This window comes from Lysobacterales bacterium (genome assembly GCA_014946745.1).
GTDB lineage: Bacteria > Pseudomonadota > Gammaproteobacteria > Xanthomonadales > Xanthomonadaceae > Aquimonas.
Window position 1 is genome coordinate 1,201,786 of the sequence record JADCRD010000001.1, and the last position, 16,054, is coordinate 1,217,839.

The following is a 16,054-nucleotide window of genomic DNA, read 5'->3' on the forward strand; positions in this document are numbered from 1 at the left end:
CGTGTGGCTGTGCCGAAGGCTTGAATACGTATGTCGTGTGCCCCGCAGCCCGGCGTTTGCGCATAGCTTCGCAGCCACCCCCGCTGCCCGGATCCGGCCCATGCGCGCGCTTGTCTCGACGCTACACCGCTGCCTGTCCACGCCTCTCATACTCGCGCTGGTCGCGCTCGCCGTGAGCGCCTCTGTGGCGCCCGCTGCGGCCGAATCCACGGCCAAGGGCGACGACGCCCGGCTCGACCCGGTCAACACCGTCGAGGTCCGCTCGCCGGATGGCCGCACCCGCTTCGTGCTGAGCACCGCCGAGGGCAGGCTGCGCTACAGCGTGCACCGCGGGGCGATGACGGTGATCGAACCCTCTGCGCTCGGCTTCGTGTTCCGCGAGACCGCCGACTTCGGCGCGGGCTTCCGCATCCTTGGCAGCGAGCAGGCCGAGCACGACAGCCGCTGGGAGCAGCCCTGGGGCGAGCGCCGCGTCGTGCGCGACCACCACCGCGCGCTGCGCGTCGAGCTGGAGCGCAGCGCGCCTCCGCACCATCGCCTCGACATCGAGGTGCGCGTGTTCAATGACGGTCTGGGCTTCCGCTACCGCGTGCCCGCGCAGCACGGCCTGGCCGAGCTGCATCTGCTCGATGAACTCACCGAGTTCCGCCTTCCCAAGCCGGAAACCCTCGACACCTGGTGGATCCCCGGCCGCAGCTGGAACCGCTACGAATACCTCTACCGCAGCACCAAGCTGCCGGAGATGGATCGCGCGCACACGCCGATGACCCTGCGCACGCCCGCCGGCCTGCACATCGCCATCCACGAGGCCGCGCTGATCGACTACGCCGCGATGGTGCTCGACCAGCAGCGCGACGGCGTGCTGAAGGCCGACCTCACGCCCTGGCACGACGGCGTGCGCGTGCGCACCCGCGCCGGCTTCGTCACGCCCTGGCGCACCCTGCATATCGCCGACAGCGCCAGCGGCCTGATCGACTCCGATCTCATCCTCAACTTGAACGCGCCGAACGCACTGGGCGACGTGAGCTGGGTCGAGCCGGGCAAGTACGTCGGCATCTGGTGGGGCATGCATCTGGGCGTGGAAACCTGGGCCAGCGGGCCCAAGCACGGCGCGACCACAGCGAACGCGAAGCGCTACATCGACTTCGCTGCCGACAACGGGTTCAGCGGCGTGCTGGTGGAAGGCTGGAACCTCGGCTGGGACGGCGACTGGTTCCACAACGGCGAGATCTTCAACTTCACCACCGCCTACCCGGACTTCGACATCGACGCCGTGGCCGCGTATGCGCGCGAGCGCGGCGTGCGCCTGGTCGGCCACCACGAGACCTCGGGCCACGTCAGCAACTACGCCACGCAGATGGATGCCGCCTTCGACCTCTACGAGCGCCTCGGCGTGCGCCAGGTCAAGACCGGCTACGTCGCCGATGGCGGCGGCATCAAACGCATCGACGAGCACGGCGTGCTGCGGCGCGAGTGGCACGACGGCCAGTTCATGGTCAACGAGCACCAGCGCACCCTGATCGAAGCCAGCGAACGCCGCATCAGCATCAACACCCACGAACCGATCAAGGACACCGGCCTGCGCCGCACCTACCCGAACTGGATCACCCGCGAAGGCGCGCGCGGGCAGGAGTACAACGCCTGGGGCAACCCGCCCAACCCGCCCGAGCACGTCGCCCTGCTGCCGTTCACGCGCATGCTCTCCGGCCCGATGGACTACACGCCCGGCATCTTCAACCTGGCCTACGAAGGCCTCGATGCGGTGAACCGCGTGCAGCACACACTGGCCAAGGAGCTGAGCCTCTACGTGGTGCTGTACAGCCCCATCCAGATGGTGGCCGACCTGCCGGAGCACTACGCCGCGCACCCGCAGGCCTTCCAGTTCATTCGCGACGTGCCCACCGACTGGGAAGACAGCCGCGCGCTGGCCGGCGAAGTCGGCGACTACATCGCCATCGCCCGCCAGCAGCGCGGCAGCCGCGACTGGTACCTGGGCGCGCTCACCGACGAACACCCACGCACGCTGACCCTGCCGCTGGACTTTCTGGAGGCAGACGAACGCTACTGCGCCCATCTGTATCTGGACGGCGAGGGCGCGAACTGGCGCAGCAATCCGTATGCGATGCGCACCGAGAAGCGCTGGGTGGAGGCGCCTGAGAACTGAGTGCAATGCGTACCTACTCCCGCGGACTCCACGGTTCATCCCGCCCCTCTTCTTCGGCGCTTGCCGCGAACAATCGCGTCAGCGAGTGGAAAAGATGTTGTAGCCTCGTCAAGCCGACATTGTGGGGGATGCAGGTATGCACGGCACGCCAATAACCTTCGTGTCGCCCTTCGAAGGGGCGAAGTTTCGATATGCCGAAGGCTTCGCATACGCAGTTCCCGAGCACCTTGCTCCCGTTCTTGGGCTCAAGTGGTTGGATCGAAGACGGGCCGGCGCGACGGTCAAAGTGCTGGTTGATACGGGCCAGCCGGAAGTCACGGATGGGTGCATCTTCTACGATCACGCAGCTGGCTATGAGCTTCACTGGGGTGAGGCACTGAAGAGTCTGCGGACCATCCTGCAGGTGAGCAGTGGCAGCCCAAGTTCTGGTGCATACGGAGGCGGTACGGTCGTATTTCGTGTAATGGACATCGTCACTGGCCAAGTACGGCAGCGACTCGAGGCACCGCGCGAGCTTACGCAAGTGCAGTTTCGCGAGGTCCTCAAGCTGGGACTCAGCGCGATGGGCTCGATTGAGTTGAGCGAGGCAGCGTCATGAACTACAACTCAGCTGCGAACGCGAAGCGGAACATCACCGAGGCAATTGGTCTGATGCGCGGCGTAATGGCTGACGGCAACGTCAACAAGGCTGAAGCCGAGTTCATGCTGGGTTGGATTCTTTCGCAGGACAAGCTGAGCAGCGACCCGATTCTCCGCCCTTTGCTCACGCTTTTGCATCGTGCGTGTGAGTCCGATGGTGCGTTCTCCGACAACGAAGGCGCGCTCCTTGGCGAACTGCTCTCCTTGGTTGGAGGGACCGAGCTGGTCCCGGCAGGTACGACCTCTCTTTCCTCTACCCACTTCTTTACTTCGCCACCTCCAACGGTTCGGCACAAGGCAACGTTCGTGCTTACGGGAACGTTCCGCCTTGGGCCTCGCTCGAAGGTCGAAATGACCATTTCTGCCTTGGGTGGCCTCGTCGCGAGCAACATCACGCAGAGCACTGACTTCCTGATCGTCGGTGAGAAGGCTTCCCCGGATTGGGCGAATCCTTCCTTCGGTCGGAAGATAGAAGCGGCTCATGCGTTGGTCGGCCTGGGATTTCCGATCGCAATCATCAGCGAGACTCATTGGGTGCGCGGCTTGCCCGCTGATCGCGGCACTCGGTAGAACTCCTGCTGTCTCCATTCGATGGACTCGGTCGGCGCGTCGTACTGAACAGCCTCTGGCACCTCGATCTCCGACCCGCTTGCTCCGAACACCCCCTCCCGCGCCGGCGTCAACTGCATTCGCATCGCACCCAGCCAAGCTTCAAGCCCGTCCGGACCCAGCTGCACGCGCATCCGCCCCAGACGTTCGCTCTCGAACTCGCCCACGTAGGCCTGCAGTTCCTCGCGCGTTGGCTTCCACGCCCAGCCACCCCAGCTCGGATCGGCGCGGGCGCTCGCCACGGCTTCGCGTCGCGATTCAACGAGCCGGGCCAGTCGGCCGGGATAAGCGTCCACCGCCTGCCGCAGTCGCGCGAGTTCAGAGTCATCGCCGTGGGCCAGGCCGATGAAGGCCTTCATCAGCTCCAGCGCAAAGCCTTCGATGGCGCTATCGCTGTTGACCGCGAAGGACAGGCCGGCGCCGAGATCGGGCAACAGCAGGCTGACGCTGACTGCGCCGCGGTAGCTGCCCGGGTGCATCAGCACGCGGTGGCCGCGGTAGCCGCAGGCGTACCAGCCCAGGCTGTAGCCGTCGCAGACGAACTCGCTGTCCGCGAGGTTCGCCTCCACCACGGGCCGCTGCGCGCGCTCGAAGCTCGCGCGTGAGGGCCGTCCGCTGGGTGAGCGCAGGCGCAGGTTCGCGCGCAGCCAGCGCGCCATGTCAGCCGAGGAGGCATACAGCCCCCCGGCGGCGTGCATCAGCGCATCGGCTTTGGGCGGCGTGCTCAGCCAGCGCTCGCCGTCCCACTGGTGGTTCCAGGCGAGAACCTTCGCGGGCACTTCGGAGCTGCGCGCATGCACATAGCGCAGCTGCAGCGGCTGCAGCACGTGCTTCCTCAAGTGCGTCTGCCAAGGTGTGCCGGTGCGCGCTTCCAGCGCGGCGCCGTAGACCAGGTAGCCGAGGTTGGCGTAGCGGAAGCCCGGCTCCCGCGCCTGCGTGTGGTCCGCCAGCAGGGCGGGGTAGTCGGCGGCCGGGACCTCGCGCACGTAGGCGGTCAACAGGTTCAGCGTGTCGGTGCGCAGCGGCGCCTGGTGCGAGAGCAGATCGGTGAGCGTGATGCGCGCGGGCTCGGCGGGCGAGGGCAGGCGCAGATCGGGCCAGACCTCGGCCAGCGTGGTCGACAGCGGCAGCACGCCCTGTGCATCCAGCTCCACCGCCAGCAGGCCGACGAAGGACTTGGTCTGCGAGGCGATGTAGAAGCGCGCGTTGGCATCGGCCGCGTCGCCGTGTCCCGCGCGCAGCGCCCCTTGCGCCAGCAGCAGCGGCGTTTCTTCGCCGCTCACCACGACGGCCGATGCGGCGGGAAAGGCGCCGGGCATGCGCTGCACTTCACGCACTGCGTCGCTGATGGCTGCGGCGGCGGCTTCGATGCCTGCGTTCTGCGGAGCCTCCGGCTCAGCACGTGTCGACTGCGCGGATAGCGCGAGTACGAGGACGAGCAGCGCACAGAGTGCAGCCAGGGCGGGGTGTCTGTGTGAGGTGGGCATCGTCGCCATCCGCGGAGGCCAGGGTGGGAGGCGCGTCGGGGACGCGCCGCTTCAACCTGGATGGAGACGGTCAGTGCCCGCCTGGTTGCAGGCGAGGGAGGTGAGAACGCAGCTTTGGACTCGCCCGGCGCCATCGCGTGTTGCCGTTATGCCCGCTTCAGTTCGTCGCCACAGATCGGGTCTTGCGTGGCTTCGTGGTTCCTGCGAGCTTCAGCGTCGACAGTCGCACGACTACCATTGGCTTGAGCTCCGAACGTATGGACCCGAATCCCTACACGCCGCCGCAGGCGCCGCTTGCTGACCACTCGACGCGATCGCCGCTGGCCGCGGTGGTGGTGGGAGCTGCGGTTGGCTACGGGTTCGCTTACGTGGCGCTGGTGCTCATCAGCTTCGGGTACTTCTGGATGCTCACGCTGCAGGGGGTGCCGCAGGAGGAGCTCTACTACCGTGCGCTGGGTTCGACAGCGTTCCTGCTGTTTGGCCACGTCGCGGTGTGCCCCTGCATGATGGCGGGGGGCTACTGGAGCGCGCGCTTGAGCCCTGGAGGCGCGGTCGGGGCCGCACTGTCGTCGGCCGCGCTGGTGGCGGCGCTTGCTCTGTTGGATATGTTTGCGCCTTTCGTTCTGCCGATCCCGTCGTGGTCGCGGGGTCTGTCCCTTCTGCTGCCGTTTCCAGCTTTCTGGCTGGGAGCTCTGCTATGGCGCCGACACCGCCATGCGTGGGCGTCGAGCAGGGCAGAGGCATGAAGATGGGCGGGTGACGGCAGCGGGGGCATGCGTCATGCACTGCCGGCGGCGTGGTCCCCTGGCGTCACGACACTGCGCTTCTCCGGCGGCGGCCAGGCCTCAAGTGTCACTCGACTTTCCTCACGCGAAGAACTGAGCACCTCTGTCATGAGCCATCCCTTCCTGCTGCCCATGGCCGCGCACGTCGCGCTCGCCGCCCTGCTGTACGCGGCGCTGACGGTCGCGCGCGCGCCGAAGGTCTGGGGCATCGGCCGTCGCGCGGATGGGGCGAATCCGTTTGCTGCGATCGAGCCGCGATTGAGCGCGAACTTGTCGAACCAGTTCGAGTGGCCGCTGTTCTTCCACGTCGCCTGTCTGCTGATGCCGAGCGCATCGGACACCGCGCTCGTGCTCGCCTGGGCCTTCATCGCTGGCCGCGTGCTGCACAGCGCCGTGCAGGTGTTTACCGCCAACGTTCGCCTCCGCGGGCTGGTGTTCATGCTGAACTTCGTGGCGGTGCTGGGGCTGTGGGCGCTGCTGGTGGCAGCGGCGTTGCGCTGAGTTCTGCCCCTTTCAGGCGGCATCCCCGCTGCGCCGAGAGACCACCATGGCGAACACCCTGCAGTGCGGCACCCACGGCGAGCGCGAGGCGCGCTTCGTCTGCGATCACCTGTTCCAGAACCTCCGTGCGGCGAGCCCACAGCGCCTGATCTACTACGCGCCGGAACACGCACCGCACGAGCCGACGCCAGCGATCTGGTGCGAAGGCTGCGAGGCGGTCATCCAAGCCGAGGGCGAGATCAACGCTGCAGCGCTGGCCGTGGCGAACTTCCATGGGATCTGCGATTTCTGCTTCCAGCGCTACCTGGACGCAGGTGAGCCCGCGACCGTCGAGGCCTGAGACCTCAGCTGCAGCGGTGTTCGCGTCGCGACAGATCGACCTGCGGTCATCCATGGGCTGGCGGTCGATCGGCGCTTTCCGGGCGACTTCACCAAGGCCCTGGCCGTGATCCCCCAAAGGCCCTTGCGTCCGAGCAGAACTGAGCCCTCGGGCGCGCTGCGCAGCGTGGCATGGGTGGCCGGGCTGCGCTCGCGCGCGGACTGTTCCGGAGGCTCACTTGTTTCCGTCGCGTTCGCATGGGAATCTCTGGCCCGGCCGTGTTCCCAGCGATCGGGCAGCGCGGCCGCTTCCTGTAATCACCAAGGATTGACACCCATGAAGACCTCGATTCTCGCCGCCATTCTCTCGATCTGCTTCTCCACTGCCGCGTTCTCCGCTCAGCCTGCGGCGGAGAGTGCACCGGGCTTCCAGTTCGCCACCGCGTCTGAGCTGAAATCCAACAGCCTGGTCGCCGTGGAAGCCCAAACCACCGGCGTGGAGGTGTGCTGGGCGACGTACACCGCGTGCATGCTGTCCTGCGGCTACTACGATCCGGCGCAGTTCCCGGTGGACGCCTGTTCCGAAGCCTGCTTCAACGAGTATCTGAGCTGCGCAGGCTTTTGAATGCGGCGGGGGCGGCCCTGATCGTTCAGGGCCGCCCTGACTCGCTGGAAGACGGGCGCCCGCGTGAGGCGTCTGCCTGCGACGCTGCCACCGCACCGCCACTCAGGAATCGCAGCTCGGCGCTGTCTTCAAGCGTGCGGTCTCCCTCGCGCAGCAGCGCTACCACGCGCTCGGCCATCACGCCGGCTTCGGCCTGATACAGCCCCCAGCCGTTGCGGCCCTCGCGCTTGACCCGGTACAGCGCCCGGTCGGCCAGATCCAGCAGATGCTCCCACTGCAGGGTCTGGTCGGCGCTTGGCAGCAGGGGATAGGGGCACAGGCCGATCGAGCAGGTCAGCCGCAGGGGTTCGGCGGCGCCGATGTCGAAGGGAAAGGCCGCGACTGCCGAGCGCAGGCGTTCGCCCAGCACCGGAAGAAAGGCCAAAGGCATGGGGCGGAACACCAGGACGAACTCCTCGCCGCCCCAGCGCGCCACGTAGTCGCCGGTGCGGACCTGGCCCAGCAATACGTCGGCGAACTGCTGCAGCACGCGGTCGCCCACCGCATGCCCGTAGGTGTCGTTGATCTGCTTGAAGTGATCGATATCGGCCAGCGCGAAGACCAGCGCTCGCGGCTGGGGTGCGGGGCCGGCGAGCTCACGCGCATAGAAGGCGATGTCCTTCGGGATCTGTGCGCCCAGGTAGCGTCGGTTGCGCAATCCTGTCAGCGGATCGGTCTGCGTGGCCTCGTGCAGACGCTGGTTGGCGCTGGCCAGATCCAGGGTGCGCTGCTGGACCAGCGCTTCCAGCTGCCGCGCGCGCTGATGGTAGCGATGCTGCTGCAGCCGATAGCCGGCGAAGCCGAGCAGAGCGATCCCGATCACGATCAGGGCGATGAACGCGCGGGTCTCGCTGAAGCTGGGTTCGATGCGGAATTCGAGCATCGCCGCCGGGCTCCAGTGGCCGCTGGACGTCGAAGCCTGCACCTCGAAGCGGTAGTCGCCTCCCGGCAGATTGGTGTAGCTGGTGACGCGCTGGCCGGCCTCGTCGGTTTCGCGCCAGTCTTCGCTGTAGCCGAGCAGGCGGTAGCGGAAGCCGATGCTGCGCGGCTCGTAGAAGCTGATGGCGGTGTACTCGAAGGCCACATCACGCACCTCCGCGGACAGATTCAGCGACTGCGTGGCGCTGACTGATTGCCAGTCGCTGTCGATGCGGATGCGTTCGATCAGGGTCGTGGGTGGGGCGTCGGGCAGTCGGGCGTCCTGGGTGTCCAGTACGACCAGGCCATCGCGGCTGGGCGCCCACAGTTCGCGGCCGCGCTGAAGGCCTTTGCTGTTGCCGGCGCCGTTGCAGCAATAGCCTTTCTGGCCACCGCGACGGTCGCCGCGTTCGTTCAGCAGCATTTCGCCGCGGACGCGGTCGCTGCGGCCGCTGGCCAGCGCCTGCAGGTCGCTGAGCGGCACCCGGCCGATGCCGCGGATGCCGGCGACCCACAGGTAGGTCGCGTCGTGAGCGAGAAAGAACGGCGTGTTGCTGGGCATGCCCTGCGCTTTGCCCAGCAGGTGCCAGCGGCCACCGCTGAACAGGTAGATCCGCTCTGCCAGTGAACCGGCCACCAGGTCGCCGTTGGCCAGCTCGTGGAGCACGGTGACGTCGAGCCCGGCCGGCATGCCGAGGTCGGGGGCAAACGGATGGGCGCGATCTTCGCGAATCTCGAAGATGCCGGACTGGGTGCTGACCAGCAGGCGGCCGTCCCGGGCCGGCAACACGAAGCGTACGCGCGGATCGCTCAAGCCTTCCGCTTCGCCAAGCCGTCGAACTTGCTGGCCGTCATCGTGGAACAGGCCGCCGTTGGTGGCCAGCCACAGTCGCCCCTGCGCATCGCGAACGATGCCGTTGATCTGCAGCGCGGCCAGCGCCTCGAACCGACTCGGCGTGTTGATCACCCCGTCTTCGAGCACGGCAAGCCCGAAGCGCGTGCCGATCCAGACCCGCGCCTCTTCGGCGCGCAGCGAATAGGCGCTCGGGTGGGGCAGGGCGGTGCCCTCTACGACCTGTTCGAAGCGGCCGTTCTCGAAGCGTGCGAGGCCGGAGTCGCTGCCGACCCAGAGCGCGCCATCGGGCGCTTCGGCGATCGACCACAGCAGCGGTGTCTGCAGGCCCTGGCGCTCGCTGTAGCGACGCGTCCAGCCGTTGCGCAGGCGGGTGACCCCGCTCCAGTGGCTGCCCAGCCAGAGATTGGCCTCGCGATCCTCGAACAGCGAGCGGATCGACAGCCCCGCGCCCTCGCGCACCACGCGCTCGAAGCTGCCGTCGGCGCGCAGGCGGGTGAGATGGGCCAGCTCGGCAATCCAGTGATTGCCATCGCGATCCAGCAGCATGGCCTCGATCGGCGTGTGGGACAGGCCGACCGCGCCGGTGTGGCGCTGCCATCGGTCGTCTCTCAGCACCATCAGGCCGTCGCTGGTGCCCGCCCAGAGTTGGCCGTTGGCACGCAGCAGCGCACGCGTGGCGGCGGTGCGGGCGTCGTCGGGGAATGCAAGAAAGCGCAGGTCGCCGGTGGCCGCACGCAGGTGCACGCCGCCGACGCTGCCGATCCAGAGATCCGGGCCTTCCGGTAGCAGCGCGCGCGCCGGCAGCTGCAGCTGCGCCAGCGGCTCCAGAGCATCGTCGCGGATCACGTACACCGCGTTGCCGGCAGCGGCCAGCACCTCGCCCTGGGCGGTACGTGCGAGCGCATGGACGTTGAGCCCCGCCGCGGGATCGTCGGCGAGTGGCACCGGGAAGAAACGGCCCTCACGCCAACCGGCCAATCCCTTGTAGGTGCCGATCCACACCGTGCCCTGCGCATCGGCAAGCAGGGCGTTGATGTAGGTTCCCGGCAGGGCGGGCGCCGTCTCCGGCGTGAAGGCGGTGAAGCGGCGTCCATCGAAGCGCGCGACGCCCGCCTGCGTACCCACCCAGAGGTAGCCCTGGGCGTCCTGGGTCAAGGCCAGCGCGCTGATCTGCGGCAGCCCTTCCTCGATGCTCCAGGTGTTGCTGACGAAGTTGTGGAACTCCTTGGCGCTGTCCAGCGCCAGGGCCCCGGGCCCCAGCAGCGGGCCGATCAAGAGCAGGGCCGCTGCCCACAGCCAGGCGAACGCGGCGCGGCGCTTCATGGGCCACGGCTCCCACCACGATCGACTCCGGCGGTTCTCGGGCGGCCCGATGTCTGATGGCTGGTCGAGGTCGATCAAGGTCGGGAGTCTGGCAGCGTTGCGAGCACGCATGCAGGTCATGTGCCTGTCGCAGGCGCCGGACCTTCTTGGCTGACTGACTGCCGGAAGAACGGAGTTGAGCGGCGGCCGCAGCATCCGTCGCCGTGGCCATTCGGCGCGCTCGCTGCGGCCGTTCCGCGTGCGGGGTCGGCCTCGCGATGCCCTGCTTCGCCCGGTCGCGAGCGCCTAGCGCCAGCGTCTACGAGGCGGCCCAGCCGCCCAGCCGCCCAGCCGCCCAGCCGCGCCGTCGCCCGCTGCGCGGCGACGCCTTCGCTTCGCTCGGTCACGCTGGATCAAGCACGTGCGTGTTCGATCCGCGGGCCCCCCCGTGGCGCGCCGGTAGCTCCGATCCGTCAGAGCTTCCTCGATGCAGAACTCGCTGGCCTTGCGGGGGATTCCGAAAGGCTGAGCTGCCGCAGGCCGTGGCGAACGGTCCGGTCAGCGACGGCGACTCCGCGCTGCCGCGCGCGCGGGGTTGCCGTGGCTGCGCTGTCAGGGGGTCTTGACGACGGTGCCCGACTTCATCACGAACTTCACGTCGCGCATCGTGCTGATGCTCTCGATGGGGTTGCCCGCCACGGCCACCACGTCGGCGAACTTGCCGACCTCGAGGCTGCCCAGGCTTTCCCATTCGCCGAGCAGTTCGGCCGCATTCTTCGTTGCGCTCTGCAGGGCGAAGTTGGCGGGCATGCCGGCCTCGACCATCAGCTCGAACTCGCGCGCGTTGTCGCCGTGCGGGAACACGCCGGCATCGGTGCCGAAGGCGATCTTGACGCCAGCGGCATGGGCGCGGCCCGCGGTGCCCTGGATCAGCGCGCCGATGCGCTGTGCTTTCGGGCGGACGATCTCCGGGTAGTAGCCGGCTTCGCGGGCCTTCTCGCTGACGAACACGCCGGCCGAGATCGTTGGCACATACCAGGTGCCCTTTTCGCGCATCAGCTTGAAGATCTCTTCGTCCATGTAGGTGCCGTGCTCGATCGAATCGACCCCGGCCGCCACGGCGCGGCGCATGCCTTCTTTGCCGTGCGCGTGGGCGGCGACGCGGAAGCCGTAGTCGCGCGCGGTCTCGACGATGGCGCGGATCTCGTCCTCCATGAACTGCGGGTTGTCGGCGCTCTTGGCGAAGCTCAGCACCCCGCCCGTGGCGGTGAGCTTGATCACGTCGGAGCCTTCCTTGTAGCGCTGGCGCACCGCGCGGCGGGATTCGTAGGGGCCTGCGACCACGCCTTCCTCTGGGCCTGGCCAGCCCAGCGACTCGGAGAGCTCGCGGTTGATGCCGTTGCGCGGGTCGGCGTGGCCGCCGGTGGTGGCGATGCTCTTGCCGGCGGCGAAAATGCGCGGGCCAAGAATGCGGCCTTCGTTGATGGCGTTGCGCAGGGCGATCGTCTGCAGGCCGCCCAGATCGCGCACCGTGGTGAAACCGGCCTTGAGCGTGGTTTCGGCATAGCCCACCGAGCGCAGGGCGTAGTCCTCGGGGTTCAGGCGGAAGCCTTCGGAATAGGCCGCCGGGCTGGTCTGCGAGCCCAGGTGCACATGCATGTCGATCAGGCCGGGCAGGCAGGTGTGGGCGGACAGATCGATGGCGGTGGCGTCAGCGCCGAGGCTGGCGGCGTCGATCTTGCCGGCGCGAACCTCGGTGATGCGGCCGTCGTTGACCACCAGGCTGTGCTCGCCCAGCAGTCGCGCGGAGTTCGCATCGAAGACCTGCCCACAGTGCAGCACCTGCGGTGCAGCCTGGGCGGCGAGCGCAGCAGTGAGCGAAACGGTGAGCAGCCCGAGCTGGGCGCGGCGGTGGCGTGCGTGCATGGTGTTCCCCTTGAGTGATGACGCGAGCGCGCCGCAGGCCGGCGCGCATCCCCGCAGCCGATGGTAGGCGAGGGCAGGGCAGGTCGTGCCTGTCGGAAGTCGGGGGTACCGCCTGGGCAAGCCATCGATCTGGGGGCATCGCTTGGGCGAAGGTCCGCGTCACTTGCAGGCAGGCTCCCAGGTGGCGCGGTGGCAGTCCGTGGCCACGTCCGATGTGCGGCTTCGTGTCTGCTGCTCTTCGCCTGCAGGAGAAGCCCCACGCCTTGGCTGTCTGGCAAGCCCGAACCTGCCGGCGGTACACGAATCCCGAATCCCGAATCCCCAATCCCCAATCCCCAATCCCCAATCCCCAATCCCCAATCCCCAATCCCCAATCCCCGCTGTTCCGCTCCACAGCACGTTGATGCCTGCGAAGGGCGCGGGCGGCTACAATTCGCGGCTTCCAACCACCGATCGGCCGCCCCCATGCCCCTGAACGCCTCCGACCTGTTCGATGTCCGCTCGCTGCTCACCGACGAAGAGCGCGCCGTGCAGGACACCGTGGCCCGCTTCACCGACGAGCGCGTGCTGCCGATCATTGGCGATTGTTTCGATCAGGGGCGCTTTCCGAAGGAGCTGGTGCCGGAGATCGCGAGCCTGGGTCTGCTCGGCTCCTCGCTGCCCGAAGAGTACGGCTGCGCGGGCTTGAACGCGGTCAGCTACGGCCTGATCTGCCAGGAACTCGAGCGCGGCGATTCCGGCCTGCGCAGCTTCGTGTCGGTGCAGAGTTCGCTGTGCATGTATCCGATCTACGCCTACGGCACCGAAGAGCAGCGCCGCCAGTACCTGCCCGGCATGGCGCGCGGCGAGATCATCGGCTGCTTCGGCCTGACCGAGCCGCACGGCGGTTCGGACCCGGCCAACATGAAGACCCACGCCAAGCGCGACGGCGATGACTGGGTCATCAATGGCGCGAAGATGTGGATCACCAACGGCAACCTTGCCCAGATCGCGATCGTCTGGGCGATGACCGAAGACGGCATCCAGGGCTTCATTGTGCCGACCGACAGCAAGGGCTTCGCGGCCCAGGAGATCCACCGCAAGATGAGCCTGCGCGCCTCGGTCACCAGCGCGCTGTTCTTCGACAACGTCCGCGTCAACGATCGCCAGCGCCTGCCCAACGTCAAGGGCTTGAAGGGCCCGCTCGGCTGCCTGACCCAGGCGCGCTACGGCATCACCTGGGGCCCGATCGGTGCGGCGATCGCCTGCTTTACCGAGGCCAACGAGTACGCCAAGCAGCGCATCCTGTTCAACCGCCCGATCGCGGCCACCCAGGCGGTGCAGATCAAGCTGGCTGAGATGGCCCGTCGCATCACCCTGGCGCAGCTGCTGGTGCTGCAGCTCGGTCGCCTGAAGGACGCCGGCCAGATGCAGCCGACCCAGGTCAGCCTGGCCAAGTGGAACAACTGCCGCATCGCGCTGGACATCGCCCGCGAGGCGCGCGACATCCTCGGGGGCTCAGGCATCACCACGGAGTACTGTCCGATCCGCCACGCGCTGAACCTGGAATCGGTGATCACCTACGAAGGCACCGAGACCGTCCACCAGCTGGTGGTGGGACGCGAGGTGACCGGGATCAATGCGTTCTGAACCCGCGCAGGTCGGTCGGCGCCTGCCGGCGCTGGCCGCGACGGTGGCGAAGCGATGGATTGCTCGCCTCGGCGTACGGCCCGCCGTACTTGCGCTTTGCGCGGGCGTGCTGTGGTCTCCCCTGGCACTGCAGGCCCAGTCACAGCGTCCGCCGCAGTGGCCCGATGGCGACCCGGCGCTGGTCCTGGATGGCCCGGCCACACGGGCCGATGCGGCTGGGCAGCGTGGTCTCGCGCCGGCGCTTCGAGCGTCTCGTGGTCCCAGCCGTGGTGCAGCTGCCGGACTTGAGCAGGGCGCCCTTGAGCGCTTGAGTATTGAGGCGCGGCCCGGTGTGAACCTGGGCTTCTACGACCTCGGGCCGAACTGCGACCGCGAGCCCTTCGGCGTGCTCGCCAACCTGCACAAGCCCGGCGTGCGCCAGCGCGTCACCGAGATCCTGGTTGAGATGCGCGCGCGCGGCAGCGAGGCGATCGCGGTCGGCATCTACCACTTCCGAGCGCCTGGGCCGGCCGATTCTGACGGCGTGTGGGCGGGTACGCCCATCCTCGATTCCACCGGCGGCAACCTGCATCCGCGGATGCGCCAGAACCTCGCCGATCTGTTGGCTGACATTCGAGCGGCGGGTTTTTCGCAGCTGCTGGTGCGCTACCACCCGCAGGGCGGCAACGACGTCGCCCAGTGGAGCCGCTACGACGAGGGCGTTTTCGAAGAAAACTGGAACCTCATCGTCAACCTGATGCCGATCATCCAGCGCTCCGGCCTCGACTACCGCGTCGACCTGATGACCGAGGGCATGCCGCGCGCGCGCTTCGTCAACGTGCTTGGGCAGACCCTGTTCTTTCCGAACGAGCCCGACAACGAGCCCTGGAGCCGCTACGCGAACAGGCTCTGGCAGAACTACGTCAGCCGCTTCGATCCGCAGCGCAGCGTGGGCTTCTCGTCGATCTCGGACCCCGACCCGGACCGGCTGCGCGCGCGTCTGGAGCACACCAGCTACGTCTATCGTCTGGCCGGCGGCGAACGCGTCTACCCGGGCGCGTTCGCGTTCTCGATCTATCGCTGGCCCGGCGCCGATGAGGGCGATCTCTACGCGCGCATCGTCGATCGCCTGCGGCGGATCGGCCTCGGCGAGGTGCCGCTCATTGTTGCCGAGTCCTACTACAACGACCGCGAAGGCATGGCCCGGCTGGCGGCGGTTGCGCGCGAACAGCAGGCGCCGCCGCTGTACGTGCTGCACTGGCCGGTCGATCGCAGCAACACGGCCTGCTCCTCGCACGTCAACGTGGCCTTTCCGGTCGAGATCGATCAGGCCCTGCGCTTCGGGTTCTGAACCGGTGCGCCCGAGTCGGCGCCACGCGAGACTTTTTCACGCAAGTCCAACGCGGTAACGTGTCGCGTCACAGCGCCGCAGTGTTTCGCGTCTGCGGCCGTGCCGCCGAAGGTCGTGGGGACCCTCGGCCCCATCCATGCCCACCTCGGGCCGCAGCTGGAGCAGCCATGTTCGGTCGCCTGATGAATGTCGTGCGCGGTTTCTTTTCCCTGTTCATCAAGGGCATCGAGAAGCGCAACCCCGAAGCCCTGCTCGAGCTGGAGCAGGAGAATCTGCGCAAGCAGATCGGCAACTACAACCAGAGTCTGGCGGCCCACGCCGGTCTGGTCGAGCGTCTGATCTCGCAGGTGCGCAAGCTGGAGCGCGAAGAGTCCGAACTGCGCGCCAGCACCACGGCGCACCTGCGTGCCGGTAACCAGCAGGCGGCGGCGCAGTACGCCCTGCGCCTGCAGACGGTGACCCGCGAGCTGGCCGAGAACCGCAGCCAGATGTCGTCCGCGGACGAGACCTACCAGAACCTGATCAAGGCCCGCGACGTCGCCGTGCAGGCGGCGCGCGCCAAGATCGATTCGCTGAAGGGCGCGATCAACGATATGCGCATGAAGTCGGCGGTGGCCGAAATGAACGAGATGGCGGCCGGCATGATCGGCAGCATCGGTGGCTCGGGTGACACCCTGAACCGTCTGCACGAGATGGTCGAAGAAGAGCGCAATCGCGCCGCCGGCCGCGCCCGCGTGGCCAAGGATTCGCTCGACATGACCGAGGTCAACGTCAAGCAGGCCGAAATGGATGCGCTGGCGTCGCAGGCCTTGGCTGACTTTGCCGCTGCCGAAGGCATCAGCCTGCCCGGGCAGGCGGCGCCGGTCGCACAGCCGGCGACGCGCAGCATGGGGACGAGTGCGGCGCCGCAGGCGGAGGGGCAGTAA

13 protein-coding genes are annotated in these 16,054 nt (G+C 67.8%); 10 read left to right on the forward strand and 3 right to left on the reverse strand.

Translation table 11 applies throughout. The features are described from left to right. The first annotated feature begins 100 nt into the window (after nt 1-100). The 3 genes from H4O13_04835 to H4O13_04845 all read left to right on the forward strand — a co-directional run bounded on the left by H4O13_04835 (nt 101) and on the right by H4O13_04845 (nt 3,373). Complete coding sequence (locus tag H4O13_04835) at nt 101-2,164, forward strand: glycoside hydrolase family 97 protein (GenBank protein ID MBE5314711.1); 2,064 nt, start codon at nt 101-103, stop codon at nt 2,162-2,164. A 136-nt stretch (nt 2,165-2,300) separates the two neighbouring features. Next, on the forward strand, nt 2,301-2,762 hold the full coding sequence (locus tag H4O13_04840) for a hypothetical protein (protein MBE5314712.1): 462 nt from the start codon (nt 2,301-2,303) through the stop codon (nt 2,760-2,762). Then, a complete protein-coding gene (locus H4O13_04845) occupies nt 2,759-3,373 on the forward strand; it encodes a BRCT domain-containing protein (protein MBE5314713.1) in 615 nt (204 codons plus the stop codon). Before H4O13_04840 ends, H4O13_04845 begins: the two co-directional genes overlap by 4 nt. Here the strand turns inward: H4O13_04845 and H4O13_04850 are convergent. After that, entirely contained in the window at nt 3,331-4,899 is a 1,569-nt protein-coding gene (locus H4O13_04850; protein MBE5314714.1) for a beta-lactamase family protein, read from the reverse strand. The two genes, H4O13_04845 and H4O13_04850, sit on opposite strands and share 43 nt — an antisense overlap. Nucleotides 4,900-5,141: 242 nt before the next feature. Here H4O13_04850 and H4O13_04855 point away from each other — a divergent pair, with 242 nt between their 5' ends. The 4 genes from H4O13_04855 (at nt 5,142) to H4O13_04870 (ending at nt 7,128) form a co-directional block, all read left to right on the forward strand. After that, complete coding sequence (locus H4O13_04855; protein MBE5314715.1) at nt 5,142-5,645, forward strand: hypothetical protein; 504 nt, start codon at nt 5,142-5,144, stop codon at nt 5,643-5,645. A 147-nt stretch (nt 5,646-5,792) separates the two neighbouring features. Further along, entirely contained in the window at nt 5,793-6,185 is a 393-nt protein-coding gene (locus tag H4O13_04860) for an MAPEG family protein (GenBank protein ID MBE5314716.1), read from the forward strand. A gap of 46 nt (nt 6,186-6,231) precedes the next feature. Next, nucleotides 6,232-6,525, forward strand: a complete 294-nt coding sequence (locus tag H4O13_04865) for a hypothetical protein (protein MBE5314717.1) — start codon at nt 6,232-6,234, stop codon at nt 6,523-6,525. Nucleotides 6,526-6,840: 315 nt separating this feature from the next. Continuing rightward, nucleotides 6,841-7,128, forward strand: a complete 288-nt coding sequence (locus H4O13_04870) for a hypothetical protein (GenBank protein MBE5314718.1) — start codon at nt 6,841-6,843, stop codon at nt 7,126-7,128. A 25-nt stretch (nt 7,129-7,153) separates the two neighbouring features. Here the strand turns inward: H4O13_04870 and H4O13_04875 are convergent, their stop codons facing one another. Continuing rightward, a complete protein-coding gene (locus tag H4O13_04875; GenBank protein MBE5314719.1) occupies nt 7,154-10,264 on the reverse strand; it encodes a diguanylate cyclase in 3,111 nt (1,036 codons plus the stop codon). Nucleotides 10,265-10,855: 591 nt separating this feature from the next. Further along, nucleotides 10,856-12,169: an amidohydrolase family protein gene (locus tag H4O13_04880; GenBank protein MBE5314720.1), complete on the reverse strand. Its 1,314-nt coding sequence runs from the start codon at nt 12,167-12,169 to the stop codon at nt 10,856-10,858. A gap of 465 nt (nt 12,170-12,634) precedes the next feature. On the opposite strand from H4O13_04880, the gene H4O13_04885 reads away from it, so the two are divergent. The 3 genes from H4O13_04885 (at nt 12,635) to H4O13_04895 (ending at nt 16,054) form a co-directional block, all read left to right on the forward strand. Further along, nucleotides 12,635-13,798 (forward strand): acyl-CoA dehydrogenase family protein, encoded by a 1,164-nt coding sequence (locus H4O13_04885; GenBank protein ID MBE5314721.1) that lies wholly within the window; start codon nt 12,635-12,637, stop codon nt 13,796-13,798. Next, nucleotides 13,788-15,128: a hypothetical protein gene (locus H4O13_04890; GenBank protein ID MBE5314722.1), complete on the forward strand. Its 1,341-nt coding sequence runs from the start codon at nt 13,788-13,790 to the stop codon at nt 15,126-15,128. Before H4O13_04885 ends, H4O13_04890 begins: the two co-directional genes overlap by 11 nt. A 167-nt stretch (nt 15,129-15,295) precedes the next feature. After that, on the forward strand, nt 15,296-16,054 hold the full coding sequence (locus H4O13_04895; protein MBE5314723.1) for a PspA/IM30 family protein: 759 nt from the start codon (nt 15,296-15,298) through the stop codon (nt 16,052-16,054).